The following is a 19,059-nucleotide window of genomic DNA, read 5'->3' on the forward strand; positions in this document are numbered from 1 at the left end:
GGCGGCGTGACGGGCCCGGGGCGGGCTGCTGGGTTCCGCCCCGGGCCCGCTGCTCACGCGCCGGAGGGGCTGGACGTGGTTGCGGATGTGGTTGCGGTCGAGGCCCCGCTCACGGCGTCGGTGACGCCGGCTCCGTCGCCGGTGGGTCCGACGGGGTCGGCGGAGGTGTCGATTCGGTCGGCACCGGGTCCGACGGGGTCGGCGGGGGTGTCGACTCGGTCGGCGTCGGGTCCGGAGGCGTGGGTGTGGGCGTCGGGTCGGCGGAGGTGGGCGGCCGGGGTGTCGACGGGCGCGGGTCCGGGTTCGCCGGGGGCGGGGCGGTGCGGCCGTGGCCGCGCACCGCGATCACCGCACCGGTCGGGTCGATCCCGATCCGCGCACGCCACGGCCCCGCCGGCTCACGCTCGTGATCGACCGACACGTAGAGGGTGAGCGACCGGCCCGGCTCCAGCGTGCCCGAGGTCTGGCTCAGGTAGAGCCAGGGCGCGTTCGTCCACGCCGACCAGGACACCGGCCCGTCGCCGGTCGCCCGCAGCGTGACGACCGTGGTGCTGCCGGCGGACCGCGCCTCGACCGACAGCCGCCCCGAGCCCTCCTCCCCGGGCCGGCCCGGCATCGACGTACCGCCGCTGACGACCTCGACCGACACGTCCGGTGAGGGGCCGCCCGCCGTGAAGTCGGGGTGAGGGGTGGTGCGGGCGTTGCCCGTGTTCTCGTACGCGGGTCCGCCGGCGCCGCCGGGACCCTGGTACGCGCCGGCGCCGGGCCCGTCGGTACTGTCCGCCTCGCTCGCCGTGACCGACGCGCCGCTGTGGCTCTCGCCGGTGAGCGGTGCGCCCCGGTACGCCGCCCAGAGCGCGAACACGGGGGCGGCGACGACGGTCGCCACGACCGTCGTGGTGACCGCGCGGGTCCGCAGCCGGTCGCGCCGCGCCGCGTGGTCCTTCGGATCGAGCGGGAAGCCGTCGCGGCCGAAGCGCGGCGCGGACACCCGCGCCCGCGGCACGTGCGTCATCGCCGCGTACGCCGCCGCCCGCGGGGCCCGGACCACCGGCAGCGCGGCGGGCGAGGCCGCGACCGTGCCCGGCCAGGGCCCGCCGGCCCCCGCCCGCTCGGCGGAGCGCCGGCAGCGCGGGCAGTCGTCGACGTGGCGGACGAGCTCCTGGCGCAGGGCCGCGCCGAGCAGCACCTGGTTGTCACCGGTCAGCCGGGCGACGATCGGGCAGCTGCCGCTCTCGACGACGGCGAGCGCGGCCCGGGTCCGCTCCACCTCGCAGGCCGCGGCGGCCAGCAGTTCGCGGGCGGCGGGATAGTCCAGGCCGAGGACGGCGGCCACTTCGCGCGGGCCGAGCCCGTGGCGCACCGCCAGCTCCAGTGCTTCGCGCTGCTCGGGGTGGTGCCGGCGGCCTCGGGCCACGCCAGCAGTGCCAGCTCGCGCTGTCGTCGTACGGCGGTCTCGTCCGGTACGGCCGCGACGCCGGACTGCTCGGGGGCGGCGTGCGCGCGATGGCCGCCGTGCGCCCCCTGCCTGCGCCGCTTCTGCTCCGCGACCCGGCGCAGACAGGCCCATCGCGCCAGCGCGTACAGCCATGCCTTGCGCTCCGGCTCGCGCGACGGGCAGCGTCCGTGCTGCCTTTCGGCGACGGCGAGTACGTCGCCGAGCACCGCGATCGCCGCGTCGTGGTCGCAGAGCACCGACAGGCAGTACGTGAACAGGCCGTCGAGATACGGCTCGTACCGGGGCGGGGGGGCCTGCGCGAGCGCCGGCCGGGGCGCACGGCTCTGCGCCCGGTGTGCGCCGGTGGTGTGCGTAGGGGGCTCCAGCCTGCTGCTTGTCACCCGGCGACCGTAGGCAACGGAGACAGCCCCCTTAGTACCCCTTGAGCACTTTTAACCCGTACGGGTGAACACTTCGCTCAAAAGGGGACAGGAATGCCGGATTCCGGCCGCAGCGGGCGTACGCCGAACGAGTGTCGGCGTGCGGCGACGACTGTCGTAGCCGACCTGTACGGTCACCCCATGGCTGCCCGCACCTCTCGTTCATCCGCCAAGGACCGGCCGTCCTACCGCTGCGCCGAATGCGGATGGACGACCGCCAAATGGCTCGGCCGCTGCCCCGAATGCCAGGCATGGGGGACGATCGAGGAGACCGGTGCGCCCGCCGTACGGACGACGGCCGCCGGCCGCGTGAGTACCGCCGCGCTCCCCATCGGCCAGGTCGACGGCCGCACCGCCACCGCCCGCTCGACCGGCGTCGCCGAGCTGGACCGCGTCCTCGGCGGCGGCCTCGTCCCCGGCGCCGTGGTGCTGCTGGCCGGTGAACCGGGCGTGGGCAAGTCGACGCTGCTGCTCGACGTGGCGGCGAAGGCGGCGAGCGACGACCACCGCACGCTGTACGTCACGGCCGAGGAGTCCGCCAGCCAGGTGCGCCTGCGCGCCGACCGGATCGGCGCGCTCAACGACCACCTCTATCTCACCGCCGAGACCGATCTGTCCGCCGTGCTCGGCCACCTCGACGCGGTCAAGCCGTCCCTCCTCGTCCTCGACTCGGTCCAGACGGTCGCCTCGCCCGAGATCGACGGCGCGCCGGGCGGCATGGCGCAGGTCCGCGAGGTCGCGGGCGCGCTGATCCGGGCCTCGAAGGAGCGCGCGATGTCGACGCTCCTCGTCGGGCACGTGACGAAGGACGGCGCCATCGCCGGGCCTCGGCTGCTGGAGCACCTCGTCGACGTCGTGCTGTCCTTCGAGGGCGACCGGCACGCACGGCTGCGGCTCGTACGCGGGGTCAAGAACCGGTACGGGGCGACCGACGAGGTCGGCTGCTTCGAGCTGCACGACGAGGGCATCACCGGCCTCGCCGACCCCTCGGGCCTCTTCCTCACGCGGCGCGCCGAGGCCGTCCCGGGCACCTGCCTGACGGTCACGCTCGAAGGGCGCCGCCCGCTGGTCGCCGAAGTCCAGGCGCTGACCGTCGACTCGCAGATCCCCTCCCCCCGCCGCACCACCTCGGGCCTGGAGACCTCGCGCGTGTCGATGATGCTCGCCGTGCTGGAGCAGCGCGGCCGCATCACCGCCCTCGGCAAGCGCGACATCTACAGCGCGACGGTGGGCGGCGTGAAGCTCACCGAGCCCGCCGCCGACCTCGCGATCGCCCTCGCGCTCGCCAGCGCGGCCAGCGACACCCCGCTGCCGAAGAACCTCGTCGCGATCGGCGAGGTGGGCCTCGCGGGGGAGGTCAGGAGGGTCACCGGCGTCCAGCGCAGACTGGCCGAGGCGCACCGCCTGGGCTTCACGCACGCCCTGGTCCCGAGCGACCCGGGGAAGGTCCCGGCGGGCATGAAGGTCGTGGAAGTCGCCGACATGGGAGACGCTCTCAGGGTCCTTCCCCGGCGCTCTCGCGCACAGGCCCCACAAGGCGAGGAACAGCGCCGGTAGACTTTGCCCTGGTCTCGCCCACCCGTACGAGTACGCGAGGCGAAGTTCAGTGCCTCAAGGGCACCGCAACCGTGTGACCGGAGGAGTGCAGTGGCAGCCATCGACCGGGCAGCAGCATCCGGGAAGTCCGGCGGAGGCTCGGGCACCGAAGCGCTGATGCGCGCCTCGCTGAGCGCCGTCGCGCCCGGCAAGGGACTGCGCGACGGCCTGGAGCGCATCCTCCGTGGCAACACCGGCGGTCTCATCGTCCTCGGTATGGACAAGACCGTCGAATCCATGTGTACCGGTGGATTCGTCCTGGATGTGGAGTTCACCGCGACGAGACTCCGCGAGCTGTGCAAGCTCGACGGCGCGCTGATCCTCGACAAGGACATCACCAAGATCCTGCGGGCCGGCGTCCAGCTCGTACCGGACGCGTCGATCCCGACCGAGGAGACCGGCACCCGCCACCGCACGGCGGACCGCGTCTCCAAGCAGTGCAACTTCCCGGTGGTGTCGGTTTCCCAGTCGATGCGGCTGATCGCGCTGTACGTCGACGGGGAGCGCCGCGTCCTGGAGGAGTCGGCGACGATCCTGTCCCGCGCGAACCAGGCGCTGGCCACCCTGGAGCGCTACAAGCTCCGCCTCGACGAGGTCGCCGGCACGCTGTCCGCGCTGGAGATCGAGGACCTGGTGACGGTCCGCGACGTGACGGCGGTGGCGCAGCGTCTGGAGATGGTGCGCCGCATCGCGACCGAGATCGCCGAGTACGTGGTGGAGCTGGGCACCGACGGGCGTCTTCTCTCGCTCCAGTTGGACGAGTTGATCGCGGGCGTCGAGCCGGAGCGCGAGCTGGTCGTACGGGACTACGTTCCGGAGCCGACGGCGAAGCGTTCCCGCACCGTCGACGAGGCACTGACCGAGCTCGACGCGCTGCCCCACTCCGAGCTGCTCGAACTGCCCGTCGTGGCGCGAGCGCTGGGGTACAGCGGCTCGCCCGAGACGCTGGACGCGGCGGTCTCGCCGCGCGGGTACCGGCTGCTGGCCAAGGTGCCCCGGCTGCCCGGCGCGATCATCGAGCGGCTCGTCGAGCACTTCGGCGGCCTCCAGAAGCTGCTCGCCGCGAGCGTCGACGACCTCCAGACGGTCGACGGGGTCGGCGAGGCGCGGGCGCGCTCGGTGCGCGAGGGACTGTCCCGGCTGGCGGAGTCGTCGATCCTGGAGCGCTACGTCTGAGCGGAGGGCCGCCGCTCGCGGCAGCCTTCCGCCCGGCCGGCGCGCGCCGGTCCTGGCCTAGTCCTTCTTCAGTGTGAACGTCGCCGGGGACTTCGCTCCCGGCAGCTCCAGCAGGTAGGTCCCGTCGTCGACCGTCGCGGCGGACGGTGTCGCGCACTTCGGGGCGCTCTTCCTGAGGTCCCAGTCGACGGTGTGCGTGACGGTGCTGTGGGCGGGGACGCGGAGCAGCAGGCTGCCGGGTCCCTCCGGGCAGTCCTTCGAGGTCCACACCGTCTTGTTGTCGTCGTCGGTGATCGTGAGTACGGCGGCCTTCGGGCCGAAGTCCATCTTGCAGGCCGCGCCCGAGGTGTTCTCGGCGATCAGCTCGAACGTGGGCTTCTCGCCCTGCTCGTACTCGTTCTTGACGCTGCGCAGGGACAACTCCACTGTGGACGCGTTGCAGTTGGGGATGCTGGAGTCGGCCGGTACGCGCTGACCGCCGCCGGTGCCGACGCCACTGCCGGCGCCCGCGCCGGCGCCGCCGTTCCCACCGGAACCCGAACCCGAACCGGAACCGGACCCTGACCCGCCGTCGCCCGCGCCGTCGCTGCCGGCGTCACCGCCGCCGCCGGCGTCCGCACCGGCTCCGCCGTCCTCGCCGCCACCGCCGCCGTCCTCGCCGCCGCTGCCGCCGCCCGTGCCGCCCGGTTCGTCACGGCCGCCCGGGTCCTCGCTGATGGCGGGGCCCGACGAGCCCGGTCCGGGGGTGATGGTGGAGGGCGCGGGGGTGGCGCCGCCGCGGGCGCCGTCGTTCTTGCCGTCCTTGCCGCCCGAGGACATGACGACCCATAGGATCACCAGTGCGAGCAGCACCAGCAGGGACAGCGCGACTGCCCTCCGGCGCCAGTAAATGGAGGAGGGAAGCGGCCCGACTGGATTGCGCATAGATCCCACGGCGCAAACTGTACGAGAGATCGTGCCCAACTCCTGCCCCACCCGCCGCCTGTGGCCAACTTTTCACGATCATCATTCCGGGCCGCCGCAGATCGTCCGGTCTGTCCGTACCGAGCCTCGTCCGGCCGTGGGCCGAAACGTGTCAGGATCGGTGGTGCCATGACTGCGACAAGTGAAATCAACTCGAACGCCACCGCCGCCGCCACCGCCCTCCACACCCCCGTCATCGCGTGGTTCGACGCCAACGCCCGCGATCTGCCCTGGCGCCGCCCCGACGCCGGCGCCTGGGCCGTGATGGTCAGCGAGTTCATGCTCCAGCAGACTCCGGTCAGCCGTGTGCTCCCGGTGTACGAACAGTGGATGGAACGCTGGCCCCGACCCGCCGACCTGGCCGCCGACGCCCCGGGCGAAGCGGTCCGCGCGTGGGGCCGGCTCGGCTACCCGCGCCGGGCGCTGCGCCTGCACGGCGCGGCCGTGGCGATAAGGGACCGGCACAACGGCGACGTACCGAGCGACCACGCCCAGCTGCTGGCGCTGCCCGGGATCGGCGAGTACACGGCCGCCGCCGTCGCCTCCTTCGCGTACGGGCAGCGGCACCCGGTCCTCGACACGAACGTCCGCCGCGTGTTCGCCCGTACGGTCACGGGCGTCCAGTACCCGCCGAACGCCACAACCGCCGCCGAACGCAAGCTCGCCCGCGCCCTGCTGCCCGGCCAGGAGGCGAGGGCCGCCCGGTGGGCCGCCGCCTCGATGGAGCTCGGCGCGCTGGTGTGCACCGCGAAGAGCCCGGACTGCGGTGCCTGCCCCGTCGCACAGCAGTGCGCGTGGCGGCTCGCGGGCAAGCCGGCGCACGTGGGGCCGCCCCGGCGCGGTCAGACATACGCCGGTACGGACCGCCAGGTGCGGGGCAAGCTCCTCGCCGTACTGCGGGAAGCGGCCGAACCGGTTCCGCAGGCCGCGCTCGACGCGGTGTGGCACGAACCGGTGCAGCGGGCCCGTGCGCTCGACGGGCTCGTCGCCGACGGGCTCGTCGAACCGCTGGGAAACGGCGCCTACCGGCTCCCCGCGAGCTGAGCACAGCCTGAGCACATCTCCGTTACACAACCGATGGACAGCCGTGCGTCCGCCGAGGGCTGGCCCGCACAGTGCCGTGACAACCCCTCCGTAGCGTCTCCGCCGTAAGCAAGCAGGTCACGGGGTCTGTTTGTCAGTGGGACGGAGGCGGTTCTGACATGGCGCACGGCGAGGTGCTCGAATTCGAAGAGTACGTACGCACTCGGCAGGATGCTCTGCTGCGGAGCGCCAGGCGTCTGGTCCCGGACCCGGTGGACGCCCAGGACCTTCTCCAGACCGCCCTCGTGCGTACGTACGGCCGCTGGGACGGCATAGCGGACAAGTCGCTGGCCGACGCGTACCTGCGCCGCGTCATGATCAACACGCGGACCGAGTGGTGGCGGGCCCGCAAGCTCGAAGAGGTCCCGACCGAGCAGCTGCCGGACGCGAGCGTCGAGGACGGCACGGAACAGCGCGCGGACCGCGCCCTGCTGATGGACATACTCGGCGTACTGGCTCCCAAGCAGCGCAGCGTGGTCGTGCTGCGACACTGGGAGCAGATGAGCACCGAGGAGACGGCCGCCGCGCTGGGCATGTCGGCGGGTACGGTCAAGAGCACGCTGCACCGGGCGCTGGCCCGTCTCCGGCAGGAGCTGGAGAGCCGCGAACTGGACGCGCACGCCCTGGAGCGTGCGGAGCAGGGTGACGAACGGGGGATGGAGCGTTGCGCGGCCTAGACGGGGGCGGCAGGTTCTCATGGGCGGCGGGGGGCACGGCGGTGGCCGGGGTCGCCGCCGTCGGCCTGTTCGTGGTGGCGTGCAACGCCGGGGGGACGGGCGCGCGCGACGCGGGTCCGGCGCGTACGGACACAGTGGCGCGGGCGACTCCTTCACTGGGCGAGCCGTCGTCGGCCACCGCGAAGCGGGTGAACCCGGTGGCGCTCCTCCAGGGCGATCCGAAGGTCAGCGACACGGTGAAGCGGGACCTGAAGCCGTGCGTGCGGGACGAGTACCCGGTCGACACGTCGTACGGGAAGCTGACCGGCGGGCCGGCCAACGACGTGGTGGTGAATGTGATGACGTGCGGGGACGCTGTGGGCATCGGGACGTATGTGTACCGCGAGAACGGGGACGCGTACGAGAATGTCTTCGCGGCCGAGGCCCCCGCGGTCTACGCCGAGATCGACCGCGGTGACCTAGTGCTGACGAAGCCGGTGTACGGGAAAGACGACCCGATGGCGTATCCGTCCGGGGAAGAAGTGATCACGTACCGCTGGGCCGGGAGCAGGTTCACCGTGCGCGACCAGGTGCACAACGACTTCAGCCGGGCGGTCGGCGGGGACCGCGACCTGGAGGACTCGGAGCCCGCCATGACCGCTCCGTCGGACAACTGAGAGACCCGCGACCGCACGACCGGACGACTGCGGGACCGCAGGGGACCGCACGACCGCACGACCGCACGACCGCACGACCGCACGACCGCAGGGAACTGCACGACCGCAGGACCGCTAGAACCCCGCAACGAGACCCGAGGGAACAGAGAGCAGCGGATGGCCGAGACCCATGTCCTGTTCGTGGAGGACGACGACGTCATCCGCGAGGCGACCCAGCTCGCGCTGGAGCGCGACGGCTTCGTGGTCACCGCCATGCCCGACGGGCTTTCCGGTCTGGAGGCGTTCCGCCGCGACCAGCCGGACATCGCGCTGCTCGACGTCATGGTCCCGGGGCTGGACGGCGTGAGCCTGTGCCGGCGGATCAGGGACGAGTCGACGGTGCCGGTGATCATGCTGTCGGCGCGTGCCGACTCGATCGACGTCGTACTGGGCCTGGAGGCCGGGGCCGACGACTACGTGACGAAACCTTTCGACGGCGCGGTGCTCGTGGCCCGTATCCGGGCGGTGCTGCGGCGCTTCGGGCACGCGGGCGGTCCGGCGGGCGGTACGTACGACGACGGGGTCTCGCCCGACGGCGGGCTGCTCGTCTTCGGCGACCTGGAGGTCGACACCGAGGGCATGGAGGTCCGGCGGGGCGGGGTGCCGGTCGGTCTGACGCCGACGGAGATGCGCCTGCTGCTGGAGTTCTCGTCCGCGCCGGGCACCGTGCTGTCGCGCGACAAGCTGCTGGAGCGGGTCTGGGACTACGGGTGGGGCGGGGACACCCGGGTCGTGGACGTCCACGTGCAGCGCCTGCGCACCAAGATCGGCCAGGACCGGATCGAGACGGTCCGGGGCTTCGGCTACAAGTTGAAGGCATGACGTTCGCCCGCGTCCGCACACAGATCGGGGCCACCGCACCATGCGTCTAGCCCTGCGCACCGGCGTCCGCTGGAAGATCAGCCTCGCCATCGCCGCCGTCGGCGCACTCATCGCCGTCGCGCTCAGCCTCGTCGTGCACAACGCGGCCCGCGTCTCGATGCTGGACAACGCCCGCGACGTACAGGTCGAGCGCCTCCAGTTCGCCCAGCGCTGGTACGAGTCCTCGCGCGAGCCCAGGTTCGGCACCAAGCTCAACGACCCGGCGCTGCCCGAAGAGCTGAAGGACAGCATGGCGAACGGGCGCCGGGCCACGTACGTCTCGGAGCACCGGGGCGGCGTGCCCGACGTATGGGCCGCCGCGCCCCTCGGCAACGGTGACGTGCTGTCGCTGCACACCCGGTTCACCGACCGCAGCGCCGCGATCATGGACGAGGTCGACCGCGCGCTGGTCATCGGGTCGGTCTCGGTCGTCTTCGGCGGCTGCGCGCTCGGCGTCCTGATCGGCGGCCAGCTCTCGCGCCGCCTGCGCAAGGCGGCCGCGGCCGCGGGCAAGGTCGCGCAGGGCAATACGGAGGTGCGTGTGCGGGACGCGGTCGGCGGCGTCGTGCGCGACGAGACCGACGAGCTCGCGCGCGCCGTCGACGCCATGACCGACGCGCTCCAGGAGCGGCTCGAAGCGGAGCGGCGCGTCACGGCGGACATCGCCCATGAGCTGCGTACTCCGGTGACCGGCCTGCTCACGGCGGCCGAGCTGCTGCCGCCGGGCCGCCCCTCGGAACTCGTACGCGACCGGGCGCAGGCGATGCGCACGCTCGTCGAGGACGTACTGGAGGTGGCGCGGCTCGACAGCGCGGCGGAGCGGGCGGAGCTCCAGGAGATCGCGCTCGGCGAGTTCGTCAGCCGGCGGGTGGCGCTCCTGCACCCGGACGCGGTGGTGCGTGTGGTGCACGAGTCGTGGGTGAACACCGATCCGCGCCGCCTGGAGCGCATCCTCGGCAATCTGCTGGGCAACGCCGCCAAGCACGGCAGGGCGCCGTTCGAGGTCACGGTCGAGGGCCGGGTCGTACGGGTGCGGGACCACGGGCCGGGGTTCCCCGAGGCGCTGCTGAAGGAGGGGCCGAGCCGGTTCCGTACGGGCAGCAGCGACCGGGCGGGGCGCGGGCACGGCCTGGGGCTGACCATCGCCGCCGGCCAGGCGCGGGTCCTGGGGGCGCGCCTCACGTTCCGCAACGCGCACCAGGACGGCGGCGCCATCGCGGTGCTGTGGCTGCCGGAGCACGCGCCGACCGCCACCGGCAGCTTCCCGGTCGTCCAGCTGCCCGACGTCGGGGCGCGGCCGGTGCCGCGGTCGCGCTCCCGCCGCTAGCGACCTCGCGGCACTGACCGACTACCTCGCGGCACCCGCTACCTCGCGGTGCGTCCGGCGACGGCCGCACCGACCACTCCCCCGGCGGCACATGTTCGACCGCTCACGCACCATGGCCCCCGCACGAAGGGCCACGCGCGAAGGCCCCCGGCGCGAGCGCCGGGGGCCGTGACGTGTGCCGGTCCGCTCACCGGCTCAGGCGATTTCCTTCACCCTCGACCGGGCGGAGGCTGCGCCGTCGGCACCGGCACCGGGCTCGCCTTCCGGGTCCGGCTGCGGTCCCGCCCCGCGCAGCGGCACCTCCTTCACGAAGAACGCCGCCACGAAACCGATCACCGCGATGATCCCGCCCAGCAGGAACGCCGCCTGCGTCCCGGAAGCCACCGCGAACTGGTACGCCTCCCGCACGTGCTCCGGCAGCTTCGCCAGGCTCGCCGCGTCGAGCTGCGCCGACTGCGAGGTGGCGGCCGACCCGCCGCGCTCGGCCATCGCGTCCCGCGCCCGGCTGGTGAAGAGCGCGCCCATGATCGAGACGCCGAAGGAGCTGCCGAGCGTACGGAAGAGGGTCGTCGACGAGGACGCGACACCCATGTCCTTCATCTCGACGCTGTTCTGCGCGACGAGCATCGTGATCTGCATCAGGAAGCCCATGCCGGCGCCGAGCACCGCCATGTAGAGGCCCGAGGTCAGCCGCGAGGTCCCGGTGTCCATCTGGGCGAGCAGCAGCAGCCCGGCGACCATCAGGCCGCCGCCGACGATCGGGAAGATCTTGTACTTGCCCGTGTTGGTGGTCATCCGGCCCGAGATCAGCGAGACGACCATCATCGACAGCAGCATCGGCAGCAGGAGCAGCCCGGAGTTCGTCGCCGAGGCGCCCTGCACGGACTGCTGGAACAGCGGCAGGAAGAGTACGGCGCCGAACATCACGAAGCCGGTCAGGAAGCCGATCACCGACATCAGCGTGAAGTTGCGGTTGCGGAAGATGTGCAGCGGCATGATCGGCTCGGCGGCCCGGGCCTCGACGAAGAGGAAGCCGACGAGTGCGGCGACACCGAGTGCGACGAGTTCCATGATGATGGCCGACGACCAGGCATACTCCGTACCGCCCCACGTCGTGACCAGCACGATCGCCGTGATGCCGACCGTCAGCAGCGCCGCGCCCAGGTAGTCGACCCGCGCCGTCGACCGCTCCTTCTTGGGCAGGTGCAGTACGGCGGTGACCATCGCCAGCGCTACCGCGCCGAGCGGCAGGTTGATGTAGAAGCTCCAGCGCCAGCCCAGGTGGTCGGTGATGGTTCCGCCGACGAGCGGCCCGCCGATCATGGCGAGTGCCATGACGCCGGCCATCATGCCCTGGTACTTGCCGCGCTCACGCGGCGGAATCAGGTCGCCGATGATCGCCATGACGCCGACCATCAGGCCACCCGCGCCCAGTCCCTGCACGGCCCGGAAGCCGATCAGCTGGCCCATGTCCTGGGCCATTCCGCTGAGGACCGAGCCGAGGAGGAAGACGACGATGGCGGTGAGGAAGATGCCCTTGCGCCCGTACAGGTCGCCGAGCTTTCCCCAGATGGGGGTGGAGGCCGCCGTGGCGAGGGTGTACGCCGTGACCACCCAGGACAGGTGCGCCAGACCGCCCAGTTCGCCCACGATGGTCGGCATGGCGGTGCCGATGATCATGTTGTCCAGAATGGCGAGCAGCATCGCGATCATGAGCGCGAGGAGCACCACCCGCACACTGCGCGGCTCAGCCGCCGCTTCGCTCCCCTTCCCCTGCCCGGCCTTGCCCTGCCGCTTCGTCGCGCCCATGATCCCCGCTCCCCGGATACTTACTTGCCGCCCGGCAAGTTGACTACACTCGGGGAAGGTAGACCCGCAACTAGCCGGGCGTCAAGTAAGTTTTCTTGGGAGAGCAGCGTGTCCAGAGGCAACACTCGTCAGCGCATTCAGGACGTCGCCATGGAGCTCTTCGCCGAGCAGGGCTACGAGAAGACCTCGCTGCGCGAGATCGCCGAGCGGCTCGACGTCACGAAGGCGGCGCTCTACTACCACTTCAAGACCAAGGAAGACATCATCATCAGCCTCTTCCAGGACCTGACGAGGCCCATGGACGAGCTGATCGCCTGGGGGCAGGAGCAGCCGCGCACCCTGGAGACGAAGAAGGAGATCCTGACCCGTTACAGCCTGGCCCTCTCCGCCGCCGCCCCCCTCTTCCGCTTCATGCACGAGAACCAGGCGACGATGCGCGACCTGAGCATCGGCGAGACGTTCAAGGAGCGCATGTTCGTGCTGCTGGACCTGGTGAAGGACCCGGAAGCGGTGCTGACGGACCAGGTCCGCTGCGTCAGCGCGCTCTTCACGATGCACGCGGGGATGTTCGTACTCAGGGACGCCGAAGGCGACCCCGAGGAGAAGCGCAAGGCCGCTCTCGAGGTCGCCATCGATCTGGTGAGCCAGGCACACGGCCAGGCTCCCGGGGTCACGCACTGACGCGGATCACGCGTCGGCGCGGTCAGCCGCTGACGGAGGTCAGACGCTGACGCCCTCCGCACGGAGGAACGAGACCGGGTTGATCGCCGTGCCGTAGTTCGGCGTCGTACGGATCTCGAAGTGCAGGTGCGGGCCGCTGGAGTTACCGGTGTTGCCGGACAGGGCGATGCGCTCGCCCGTCTTGACCGTCTCACCCGGGGTCACCTGGATCTTGGACAGGTGCGCGTACTGCGAGTACGTGCCGTTGGCGTGCTTGATCACGATCGCGTTGCCGTAGGCCGGCCCGTCGCCGCCACCGTTCGGGCCCGCCTTCACGACGGTGCCGCCGTGCACGGCGTCGACCGGGGTGCCGACCGGCACCGCGAAGTCCTGGCCGGAGTGCTTGCTGGCCCACATGCCGCCGCCCTTGCCGTACGTGGCGCTGAGCGAGTAGTGCTTGACGGGCTTCTCCCAGGAGGACGCCTTCTTGGCCTTGGCCTTCGCCGCGGCCTTCTTCACCTCGGCGGCCTTCTTCGCGTCGGCGACCTTCTTCACCTCGGCGGCCTTCTTCGCGTCGGCGGCCTTCTTCGCCGTGTCGGCGGCCTTGGCCTGAACCTGGGCCTGCTTCTCGACGGCAGACGCGGCGGTCCCCTCGGCGGCGAACGCCACGCCCGCCGTGCCCAGCATCATCGACGCGCCGAGCCCGGCGGCCACGACAGCGTTGCGACGGGTACGGACGGACGAGGTGCGGGCGCGGGAGAACATGTCGAACTTCGTCATACGGGGGGAACCTCCAGGCGTGAATGAACCCGGCACTCCGCCGGGCTGGCTTCACATTGGTAACCCGTGCTCCCGCCCCACCCAAAATGGCCTATCTACTACCAATGGCCGTATTAGCGTCATCAAGTATTCGACTCTTGACGCTATCCACAGCACCCGGCAAAAGCATCGAAATAACCCGACTTTGACCTGTTTAGCCCCACGCCAGAGGGCCTGGAACCAGCCATCCGCCCAGGCTTCCTCGTTCCCCTCCCACAGAGGCCGAAGGTCCCACCGCCCGAGGCCCCAACGTCCCCCGCGCCACGGGGCCCGGCCCCACTACCGGGCGTCGTAGACCCCAAAACGCCTGTGCGCCTTGTCACCGCCACGACCCCCGATACGCTGATCAACTGGACGGCACAGGCCCCGGGGGGACGGCACGTGGATCCCGCAGTAATCGGTACGCGCCTCGCATCGAGCGTGGCCGGACCGCTGGTCAGGAAGCTTTTCGTGGCGGAGGGGCCGGGCGCCGGCCTGGTCGACAAACCGGTCCGCCTCTCCGGCTACGTCTCCTTCAGGGGCGAGAAGCGCACCCTGACCCGCTCCGACCTGGACAGACTGTCCGGCGAGCTGGTCAAGCAGGCGCTCCGCACGGGCGAGCGGCCGGTGTCCCCCGACGAGGAGGAGGCCGTCGTACGCGCACTGGCCACGACGCTGCACTCCCTGGGAGACCTCGCGCTGAGCGACGTGGAGGCCGTCGAAATGGGCCACACGCGGTTCGCGCGGGCCCTGCGCCGCGCGAGCGACAGACCCGAGCGCCACCTGTCGGCGGACGCCACGTACCTGTACGAGCGCCTGCTCGACGCCACCTGCCTGCACATCGTCCACTTCTTCACCCAGCGCTCGACCTTCGTTCCGGCGACGCTGGTCGCGCAGAGCCGCCGCCAGGGAGAGCTGATCGCCAAGGTCGACGCCCTCATCGCCCGCAGCCCGCTGCCGGAAGCACAGGACGTGGCGTTCGAGCGGCGTTACCTGGCGCACATGGCGAAGAAGCACGGCAAGCTGACGATCTTCGGCATCGATCTGAGCAATTCCCCCGGGAAGTGGCCACTGGACGCGGCGTATCTGAGCCTGGAGGCGACGACTGGCGGCCCGGGCGACGAGATCGCCTTCGACCCGCGGACGCTGTTCGCCGGCGAATGGTCCGCCCCGGAGGCCGACGAGCGGGCCACCGGGCGGCCCGCCTTCGCCTCGCGCCCCGCCGACCAGGCCCTCGCCGACCACGAACGCGTCCTGCTGCGCGGCGAGGCCGGCTCCGGCAAGACCACACTCGTGCAGTGGCTGGCGGTCTCGGCCGCCCGCCGCGACGCCACCGACCGGATGGGTTACCTCCGCGACCGCATCCCCTTCGTACTCCCCCTGCGCACCCTGACCCGCCACGGCGAGCGGCTCCCCGCGCCCAAGGACTTCCTGAGCGCCGTGGGCTCCCCGCTCGCAGGGGAGCAGCCCGCCGGGTGGGAGTCCCGCGTACTCACGGCAGGCCGCGGCCTGGTCCTCGTCGACGGCATCGACGAGATCCCGGACGCCGAGCGCGCCCGCACCCGCGCCTGGCTCAGCGACCTGATCGACGCCTGCCCCGGCAATCGCTGGCTGGTCACGTCCCGCCCCTCGGCCGTACGGGAGGACTGGCTGGCCGACGAGGACTTCACCGAGCTGACCCTCTCCGCGATGAGCCCGGCCGGCGTCGCCGCCTTCATCGAGCGCTGGCACGCGGCGGCCCGTACCGGGTCCGGGGACGAGGACGCGGCCCTGGCCGGGTACGCACACCAACTCCTCGCGGCGGTACGGGCCAAACCCGACCTGGGCCGCCTCGCCACCAACCCCCTGATGTGCGGCCTGATCTGCGCCCTGCACCGCGACCGCCGGGGCTTCCTCCCCCTCGGCCGCAAGGACCTGTACACGGCGGCGCTCTCCATGCTGCTGGTCCGCCGCGACCGCGAGCGCGACATGGGCGTACCGGAACTGCGCGAAGAGCCCCAGATCCAGCTCCTCCAGCGCCTCGCGTACTGGCTGATCCGCAACGGCCGTACGGAGATGGACCGTTCGCGCGCCCGGAGCATCATCGCCGACAGCCTGCCCGCCGTCCCGGAGATGGCCGCGCTGGGTGACGCGACGGCGGTCTTCGAACACTTCCTGCACCGCAGCGGCCTGCTCCGCCGGCCGTCGCCGGGAACCGTCGACTTCGTCCACCGCACCTTCCAGGACTTCCTCGGGGCACGGGCCGCCGTCGACGAGGGCGACTTCGGGGTACTGATCGGCCACGCGGCGGACGACCAGTGGGAGGACGTCATCCGCATGGCGGTCGCCCACGCGCGCCCGCGCGAGCGAGCGGAGTTCTTCGCCGGCCTCATCGCGTACGGCGACAGGCACGCGGACCCCGCGGCCCGGACCCGCGTCCATCTCCTGGCAGCGGCGTGCCTGGAACAGGCCGCCGAACTCTCGCCCGCCGTACGCCAGGAGGTCGAGGCGCGCACGGCGGCCCTCATCCCGCCGCGCAGCTTCGAGGCGGCCCGCGCACTCGCCGCGGCCGGTCCCGTGATCCTGGATCTCCTGCCGGGGCCGGAGGGCCTGGACGAGGAGACCGCCGAGCATGTCGTCGTCGCGGCGTCCCATGTGGCGTCGGACCGGGCGATCCCGTACCTCGCCCGGTTCTGCGCACACGAAGGCCGACGGGTCCGGGCTCAGCTCATCTGGTCGTGGTCCAGGTTCGAGACCGGGCCCTACGCCGCCGACGTCATCGCCCGTGTGGACCCCGCCGGCCTGTACTTCACCGCCATGACGGACGCCGAACTGGAGGCCCTGCGCGCACTCGGCACCCGGCCGATGCTCGACGCGAGGGGCGCCCTGTCCGAACGCGCCCTGCGCGGGTACGCGGCAGAGGCCGAACTCACCCACGTCCGTGTCCGCGAGAACCCGTCCCTGCGGGACTTGTCTTTCCTGCGCGGCCAGGAGCGCCTGCGCGAGCTGTCGGTCGCCGGCTGCCCGGAACTCGTCGAGCTGACCGGAGTCGAAGGGCTGCCCCTGCGTACGGTCTCTCTGGACCTCATCGGGAACACCGGAATCCGCGCTCTCGCGTCGCTGAGTGACCTGGAGTTTCTCGTTCTCGGCGGGGACGAGACCCACTGGTCGCTCGCCGACCTCCCCTCGCGGGCCCCGCTGCATGTCCTGCGGCTCAGCCAGGCGGCCGGTCCCGTCGGCGGACTGCGGGAACTGTCCAGGTACGACGAGTTGACGAACCTTTACCTCCACTTCGGATGCACTCCGCAGAGCCACGACGACTGGTCGGAAATCAGCCGCCTGGAGAAGCTGTCGGTGCTGGGGACCACGGGAGAGTCCCTTCTACTGGCCCCCGGTTCGCTGGTACTTCCCTCCGTCACCCACCTCTCCCTCGGCGCCGAGACCTCCACCGCCGTACTGGAGAGGGCTTGCGAGCTGTTTCCCCGTCTCGTGAGCATGTTGATCGATTCGCCGCGACCCGGCCTCGACCTCACGAGGGTGAGGGCCCTTCCGGCGCTCCGCGAACTCCAGTTCCCCGACGGCAGCCACGCCGTACACGGCCTCGACCGTCTTCCGGAAGGCGTCCGGGTACACGGCTACGTCCCCTGGGGAGGCCGCCGGCCCGGTACGTGAGGGAACGCGACGCCTGCCGACCGCCACCGCCAACCGCCAACCGCCAACCGCCAATCTGCCGACCCTCGACCCGCATGCCGCCGACCGGATCAGGGCGCGGGTGACCAGCGCGCGGGTACGCCCCACCCGCCACCACCGCCCCACCCGCACCGGCACCCGCCCGGACACGCCCCCGGGCCGCCGCGCCCACCCGTCCGCGTCCTTCCCCCGGCCGCCCCCGTCCGGGATGCTCCTGTCGCATGAGTAGACCCGTGAACCGCGCGAAGCGCCCGGCCTCTCGCCGTACCCGCGCGTGGGCGGCACCCGCAGCTGTCGTCCTGGCCTGCACCCTCATCTGGAGTTCCTCCGCCACCACCGTCGCCGGTCCCTCCGACACCGGCCTCAAGGGGGCGATCGACACGATCCTCACCGACCCCCGCCTCGACGGCGGCGCCGCGAGCGTCGTCGTGGCCGACGCCGCCACCAGCGAAACGCTCTACCAGCGCGACAGCGGCGACCGCCTCATGCCCGCCTCCAACACCAAGCTGCCCACGTCGGCCGCGGCCATGGCGATCCTCGGGCCCGACTACCGCTTCCGTACGGACGCCCTCTCCACCGGCACCCGCCAGGGTTCCCTGCTCCGCGGCAATCTCTACCTCCGCGGCTCCGGCGACCCCACCACCCTCGCCGCGGACTACGACGCCCTGGCCGCGGAGGTCGCCGCCTCCGGCATCAAGCGCGTCACCGGCCGCCTGATCGCCGACGACACCCGCTTCGACTCCCAGCGTCTCGGCCGCTCCTGGGCCGCCGACGACGAGTCGTCGTACTACTCCGCCCAGATCTCCGCGCTCACCGTCGCCCCGGACACCGACTACGACGCCGGCTCGGTCATCGTCTCCGTGGCCCCCGGGACCCGGCCCGGCGCGGCCCCCAGGCTCACCCTGACGCCGCCCACCGACTACGTGGACCTCGACATCCGCGCCACGACCGTCCCCGCCGGCCGGCCGAACACCCTCGGCATCGAACGCGAGCACGGTTCCAACACCGTCAGCATCACCGGCAACGTCCCCCTCGACGCGAGCACCACCAAGGAGTGGGTCACCGTCTGGGAGCCGACCGGTTACGCCGCCGCCGTCTTCGCCGACGCGCTCGCCGCCCACGGCGTACGCGTCACCGGCGGCCCGGCCCGCCTCGGCCGCCCCACCCCGGCCGGCGCCGCGCCCCTCGCGACGCACACCTCCATGCCCCTCAAGGAGCTGGTGCGTCCCTTCATGAAGCTGTCCAACAACATGCACGCCGAGGCCCTCACCAAGGCCATCGGACACGAGACGGCGGGCAGCGGCACCTGGAGCGCCGGTCTCGCCGGCATCTCCGGCTACCTGAAGAAGGAGGGCCTCGACACGGCCGCTCTCCGCCAGGTCGACGGCTCCGGCCTCTCCCGCATGAACAACATCCCGGCCGCCGAGTTCGTCAAGCTCCTCCTCGCCGTACGCGACGCGCCCTGGTACGCCGACTGGTACGAGTCGCTCCCCGTCGCCTGCGCCCCGGACCGCGCGATCGGCGGCACCCTCCGCTCCCGCATGTGCAGGACGCCCGCCGCCCTCAACGCCCGGGCCAAAACCGGCACCCTGACCGGCGCCTCCGGCCTTTCCGGGTACGTGACGGACGCGGGCGGCCGCGAGCTCGTCTTCAGCATCGTCCTGAACAACCACCTGGCAGCGTCCGTGAAGAGCATCGAGGACGCGATCGTGACCACCCTCGCGTCCTCGACCGGCACGACCACCCGTCTCGTACGCCCGCCCACCCCGCGAGCCGCCACCTCCGGCACGGACTCCGCACCGGCCCTCGAATGCTCCTGGCGCAAGCCCTCCCGCTGCTGAACCGGGCCGGCGGAACCCCGGCCACC

Annotated in this window: 13 protein-coding genes and 1 pseudogene; 10 read left to right on the forward strand and 4 right to left on the reverse strand. The window is 72.0% G+C overall.

Annotated elements, in window-relative coordinates; all coding sequences use genetic code 11:
- Positions 1-109 precede the first annotated feature (109 nt).
- Positions 110-1,839: pseudogene (locus AS594_RS15580) on the reverse strand (BACON domain-containing protein).
- 180 nt (positions 1,840-2,019) lie between these two features.
- On the opposite strand from AS594_RS15580, the gene radA reads away from it, so the two are divergent.
- Both radA and disA read left to right on the forward strand, forming a co-directional pair.
- Positions 2,020-3,435: a DNA repair protein RadA gene (radA, locus tag AS594_RS15585; RefSeq protein ID WP_069927609.1), complete on the forward strand. Its 1,416-nt coding sequence runs from the start codon at positions 2,020-2,022 to the stop codon at positions 3,433-3,435.
- A gap of 90 nt (positions 3,436-3,525) precedes the next feature.
- Entirely contained in the window at positions 3,526-4,650 is a 1,125-nt protein-coding gene (gene disA, locus AS594_RS15590) for a DNA integrity scanning diadenylate cyclase DisA (RefSeq protein WP_069927610.1), read from the forward strand.
- Positions 4,651-4,707: 57 nt separating this feature from the next.
- On the opposite strand, the gene AS594_RS43930 is transcribed toward disA, so the two are convergent.
- Positions 4,708-5,583, reverse strand: coding sequence for a hypothetical protein (locus tag AS594_RS43930; RefSeq protein WP_079144580.1), 876 nt, complete (start codon positions 5,581-5,583; stop codon positions 4,708-4,710).
- Positions 5,584-5,742: 159 nt separating this feature from the next.
- Between AS594_RS43930 and AS594_RS15600 the strand changes: the two genes are divergently transcribed.
- The 5 genes from AS594_RS15600 to cseC all read left to right on the forward strand — a co-directional run bounded on the left by AS594_RS15600 (position 5,743) and on the right by cseC (position 10,256).
- Complete coding sequence (locus AS594_RS15600; protein WP_069927611.1) at positions 5,743-6,657, forward strand: HhH-GPD family protein; 915 nt, start codon at positions 5,743-5,745, stop codon at positions 6,655-6,657.
- A gap of 158 nt (positions 6,658-6,815) precedes the next feature.
- Complete coding sequence (locus AS594_RS15605; protein ID WP_028810284.1) at positions 6,816-7,373, forward strand: SigE family RNA polymerase sigma factor; 558 nt, start codon at positions 6,816-6,818, stop codon at positions 7,371-7,373.
- Complete coding sequence (locus tag AS594_RS15610; RefSeq protein WP_079148191.1) at positions 7,361-8,029, forward strand: hypothetical protein; 669 nt, start codon at positions 7,361-7,363, stop codon at positions 8,027-8,029. The genes AS594_RS15605 and AS594_RS15610 overlap by 13 nt, the downstream gene beginning before the upstream one ends.
- Positions 8,030-8,185: 156 nt before the next feature.
- The gene (gene cseB, locus AS594_RS15615; RefSeq protein WP_069927614.1) at positions 8,186-8,890 is read left to right on the forward strand and encodes a two-component system response regulator CseB; all 705 of its coding nucleotides are present in this window, start codon (positions 8,186-8,188) and stop codon (positions 8,888-8,890) included.
- A 40-nt stretch (positions 8,891-8,930) separates the two neighbouring features.
- Positions 8,931-10,256: a two-component system sensor histidine kinase CseC gene (gene cseC / locus AS594_RS15620; RefSeq protein ID WP_069927615.1), complete on the forward strand. Its 1,326-nt coding sequence runs from the start codon at positions 8,931-8,933 to the stop codon at positions 10,254-10,256.
- Between the two features lie 195 nt (positions 10,257-10,451).
- Here the strand turns inward: cseC and AS594_RS15625 are convergent, their stop codons facing one another.
- Positions 10,452-12,065 (reverse strand): MDR family MFS transporter, encoded by a 1,614-nt coding sequence (locus AS594_RS15625; protein ID WP_069935132.1) that lies wholly within the window; start codon positions 12,063-12,065, stop codon positions 10,452-10,454.
- A 150-nt stretch (positions 12,066-12,215) separates the two neighbouring features.
- Between AS594_RS15625 and AS594_RS15630 the strand changes: the two genes are divergently transcribed.
- Positions 12,216-12,746, forward strand: coding sequence for a TetR/AcrR family transcriptional regulator (locus AS594_RS15630; protein WP_069927616.1), 531 nt, complete (start codon positions 12,216-12,218; stop codon positions 12,744-12,746).
- Between the two features lie 39 nt (positions 12,747-12,785).
- Here the strand turns inward: AS594_RS15630 and AS594_RS15635 are convergent, their stop codons facing one another.
- The gene (locus tag AS594_RS15635) at positions 12,786-13,505 is read right to left on the reverse strand and encodes a M23 family metallopeptidase (protein ID WP_069932830.1); all 720 of its coding nucleotides are present in this window, start codon (positions 13,503-13,505) and stop codon (positions 12,786-12,788) included.
- 420 nt (positions 13,506-13,925) lie between these two features.
- Between AS594_RS15635 and AS594_RS15640 the strand changes: the two genes are divergently transcribed.
- Positions 13,926-17,174: an NACHT domain-containing protein gene (locus AS594_RS15640; RefSeq protein WP_079148190.1), complete on the forward strand. Its 3,249-nt coding sequence runs from the start codon at positions 13,926-13,928 to the stop codon at positions 17,172-17,174.
- Positions 17,175-17,413: 239 nt separating this feature from the next.
- Entirely contained in the window at positions 17,414-19,033 is a 1,620-nt protein-coding gene (gene dacB, locus AS594_RS15645) for a D-alanyl-D-alanine carboxypeptidase/D-alanyl-D-alanine endopeptidase (RefSeq protein ID WP_069932829.1), read from the forward strand.
- The last annotated feature ends 26 nt before the right edge of the window (positions 19,034-19,059 follow it).

This window comes from Streptomyces agglomeratus, assembly GCF_001746415.1.
Lineage (GTDB): Bacteria > Actinomycetota > Actinomycetes > Streptomycetales > Streptomycetaceae > Streptomyces > Streptomyces agglomeratus.

Excerpts from the sequence above, each read along its gene's own strand:
- radA (WP_069927609.1), top strand. The coding sequence starts at position 2,020 with ATGGCTGCCCGCACCTCTCGTTCATCCGCCAAGGACCGGCCGTCCTAC.
- AS594_RS15600 (WP_069927611.1), top strand. The coding sequence starts at position 5,743 with ATGACTGCGACAAGTGAAATCAACTCGAACGCCACCGCCGCCGCCACC.
- AS594_RS15605 (WP_028810284.1), top strand. The coding sequence starts at position 6,816 with ATGGCGCACGGCGAGGTGCTCGAATTCGAAGAGTACGTACGCACTCGG.
- cseB (WP_069927614.1), top strand. The coding sequence starts at position 8,186 with ATGGCCGAGACCCATGTCCTGTTCGTGGAGGACGACGACGTCATCCGC.
- cseC (WP_069927615.1), top strand. The coding sequence starts at position 8,931 with ATGCGTCTAGCCCTGCGCACCGGCGTCCGCTGGAAGATCAGCCTCGCC.
- AS594_RS15625 (WP_069935132.1), bottom strand. The coding sequence starts at position 12,065 with ATGGGCGCGACGAAGCGGCAGGGCAAGGCCGGGCAGGGGAAGGGGAGC.
- AS594_RS15630 (WP_069927616.1), top strand. The coding sequence starts at position 12,216 with ATGGAGCTCTTCGCCGAGCAGGGCTACGAGAAGACCTCGCTGCGCGAG.
- AS594_RS15635 (WP_069932830.1), bottom strand. The coding sequence starts at position 13,505 with ATGACGAAGTTCGACATGTTCTCCCGCGCCCGCACCTCGTCCGTCCGT.
- dacB (WP_069932829.1), top strand. The coding sequence starts at position 17,414 with ATGAGTAGACCCGTGAACCGCGCGAAGCGCCCGGCCTCTCGCCGTACC.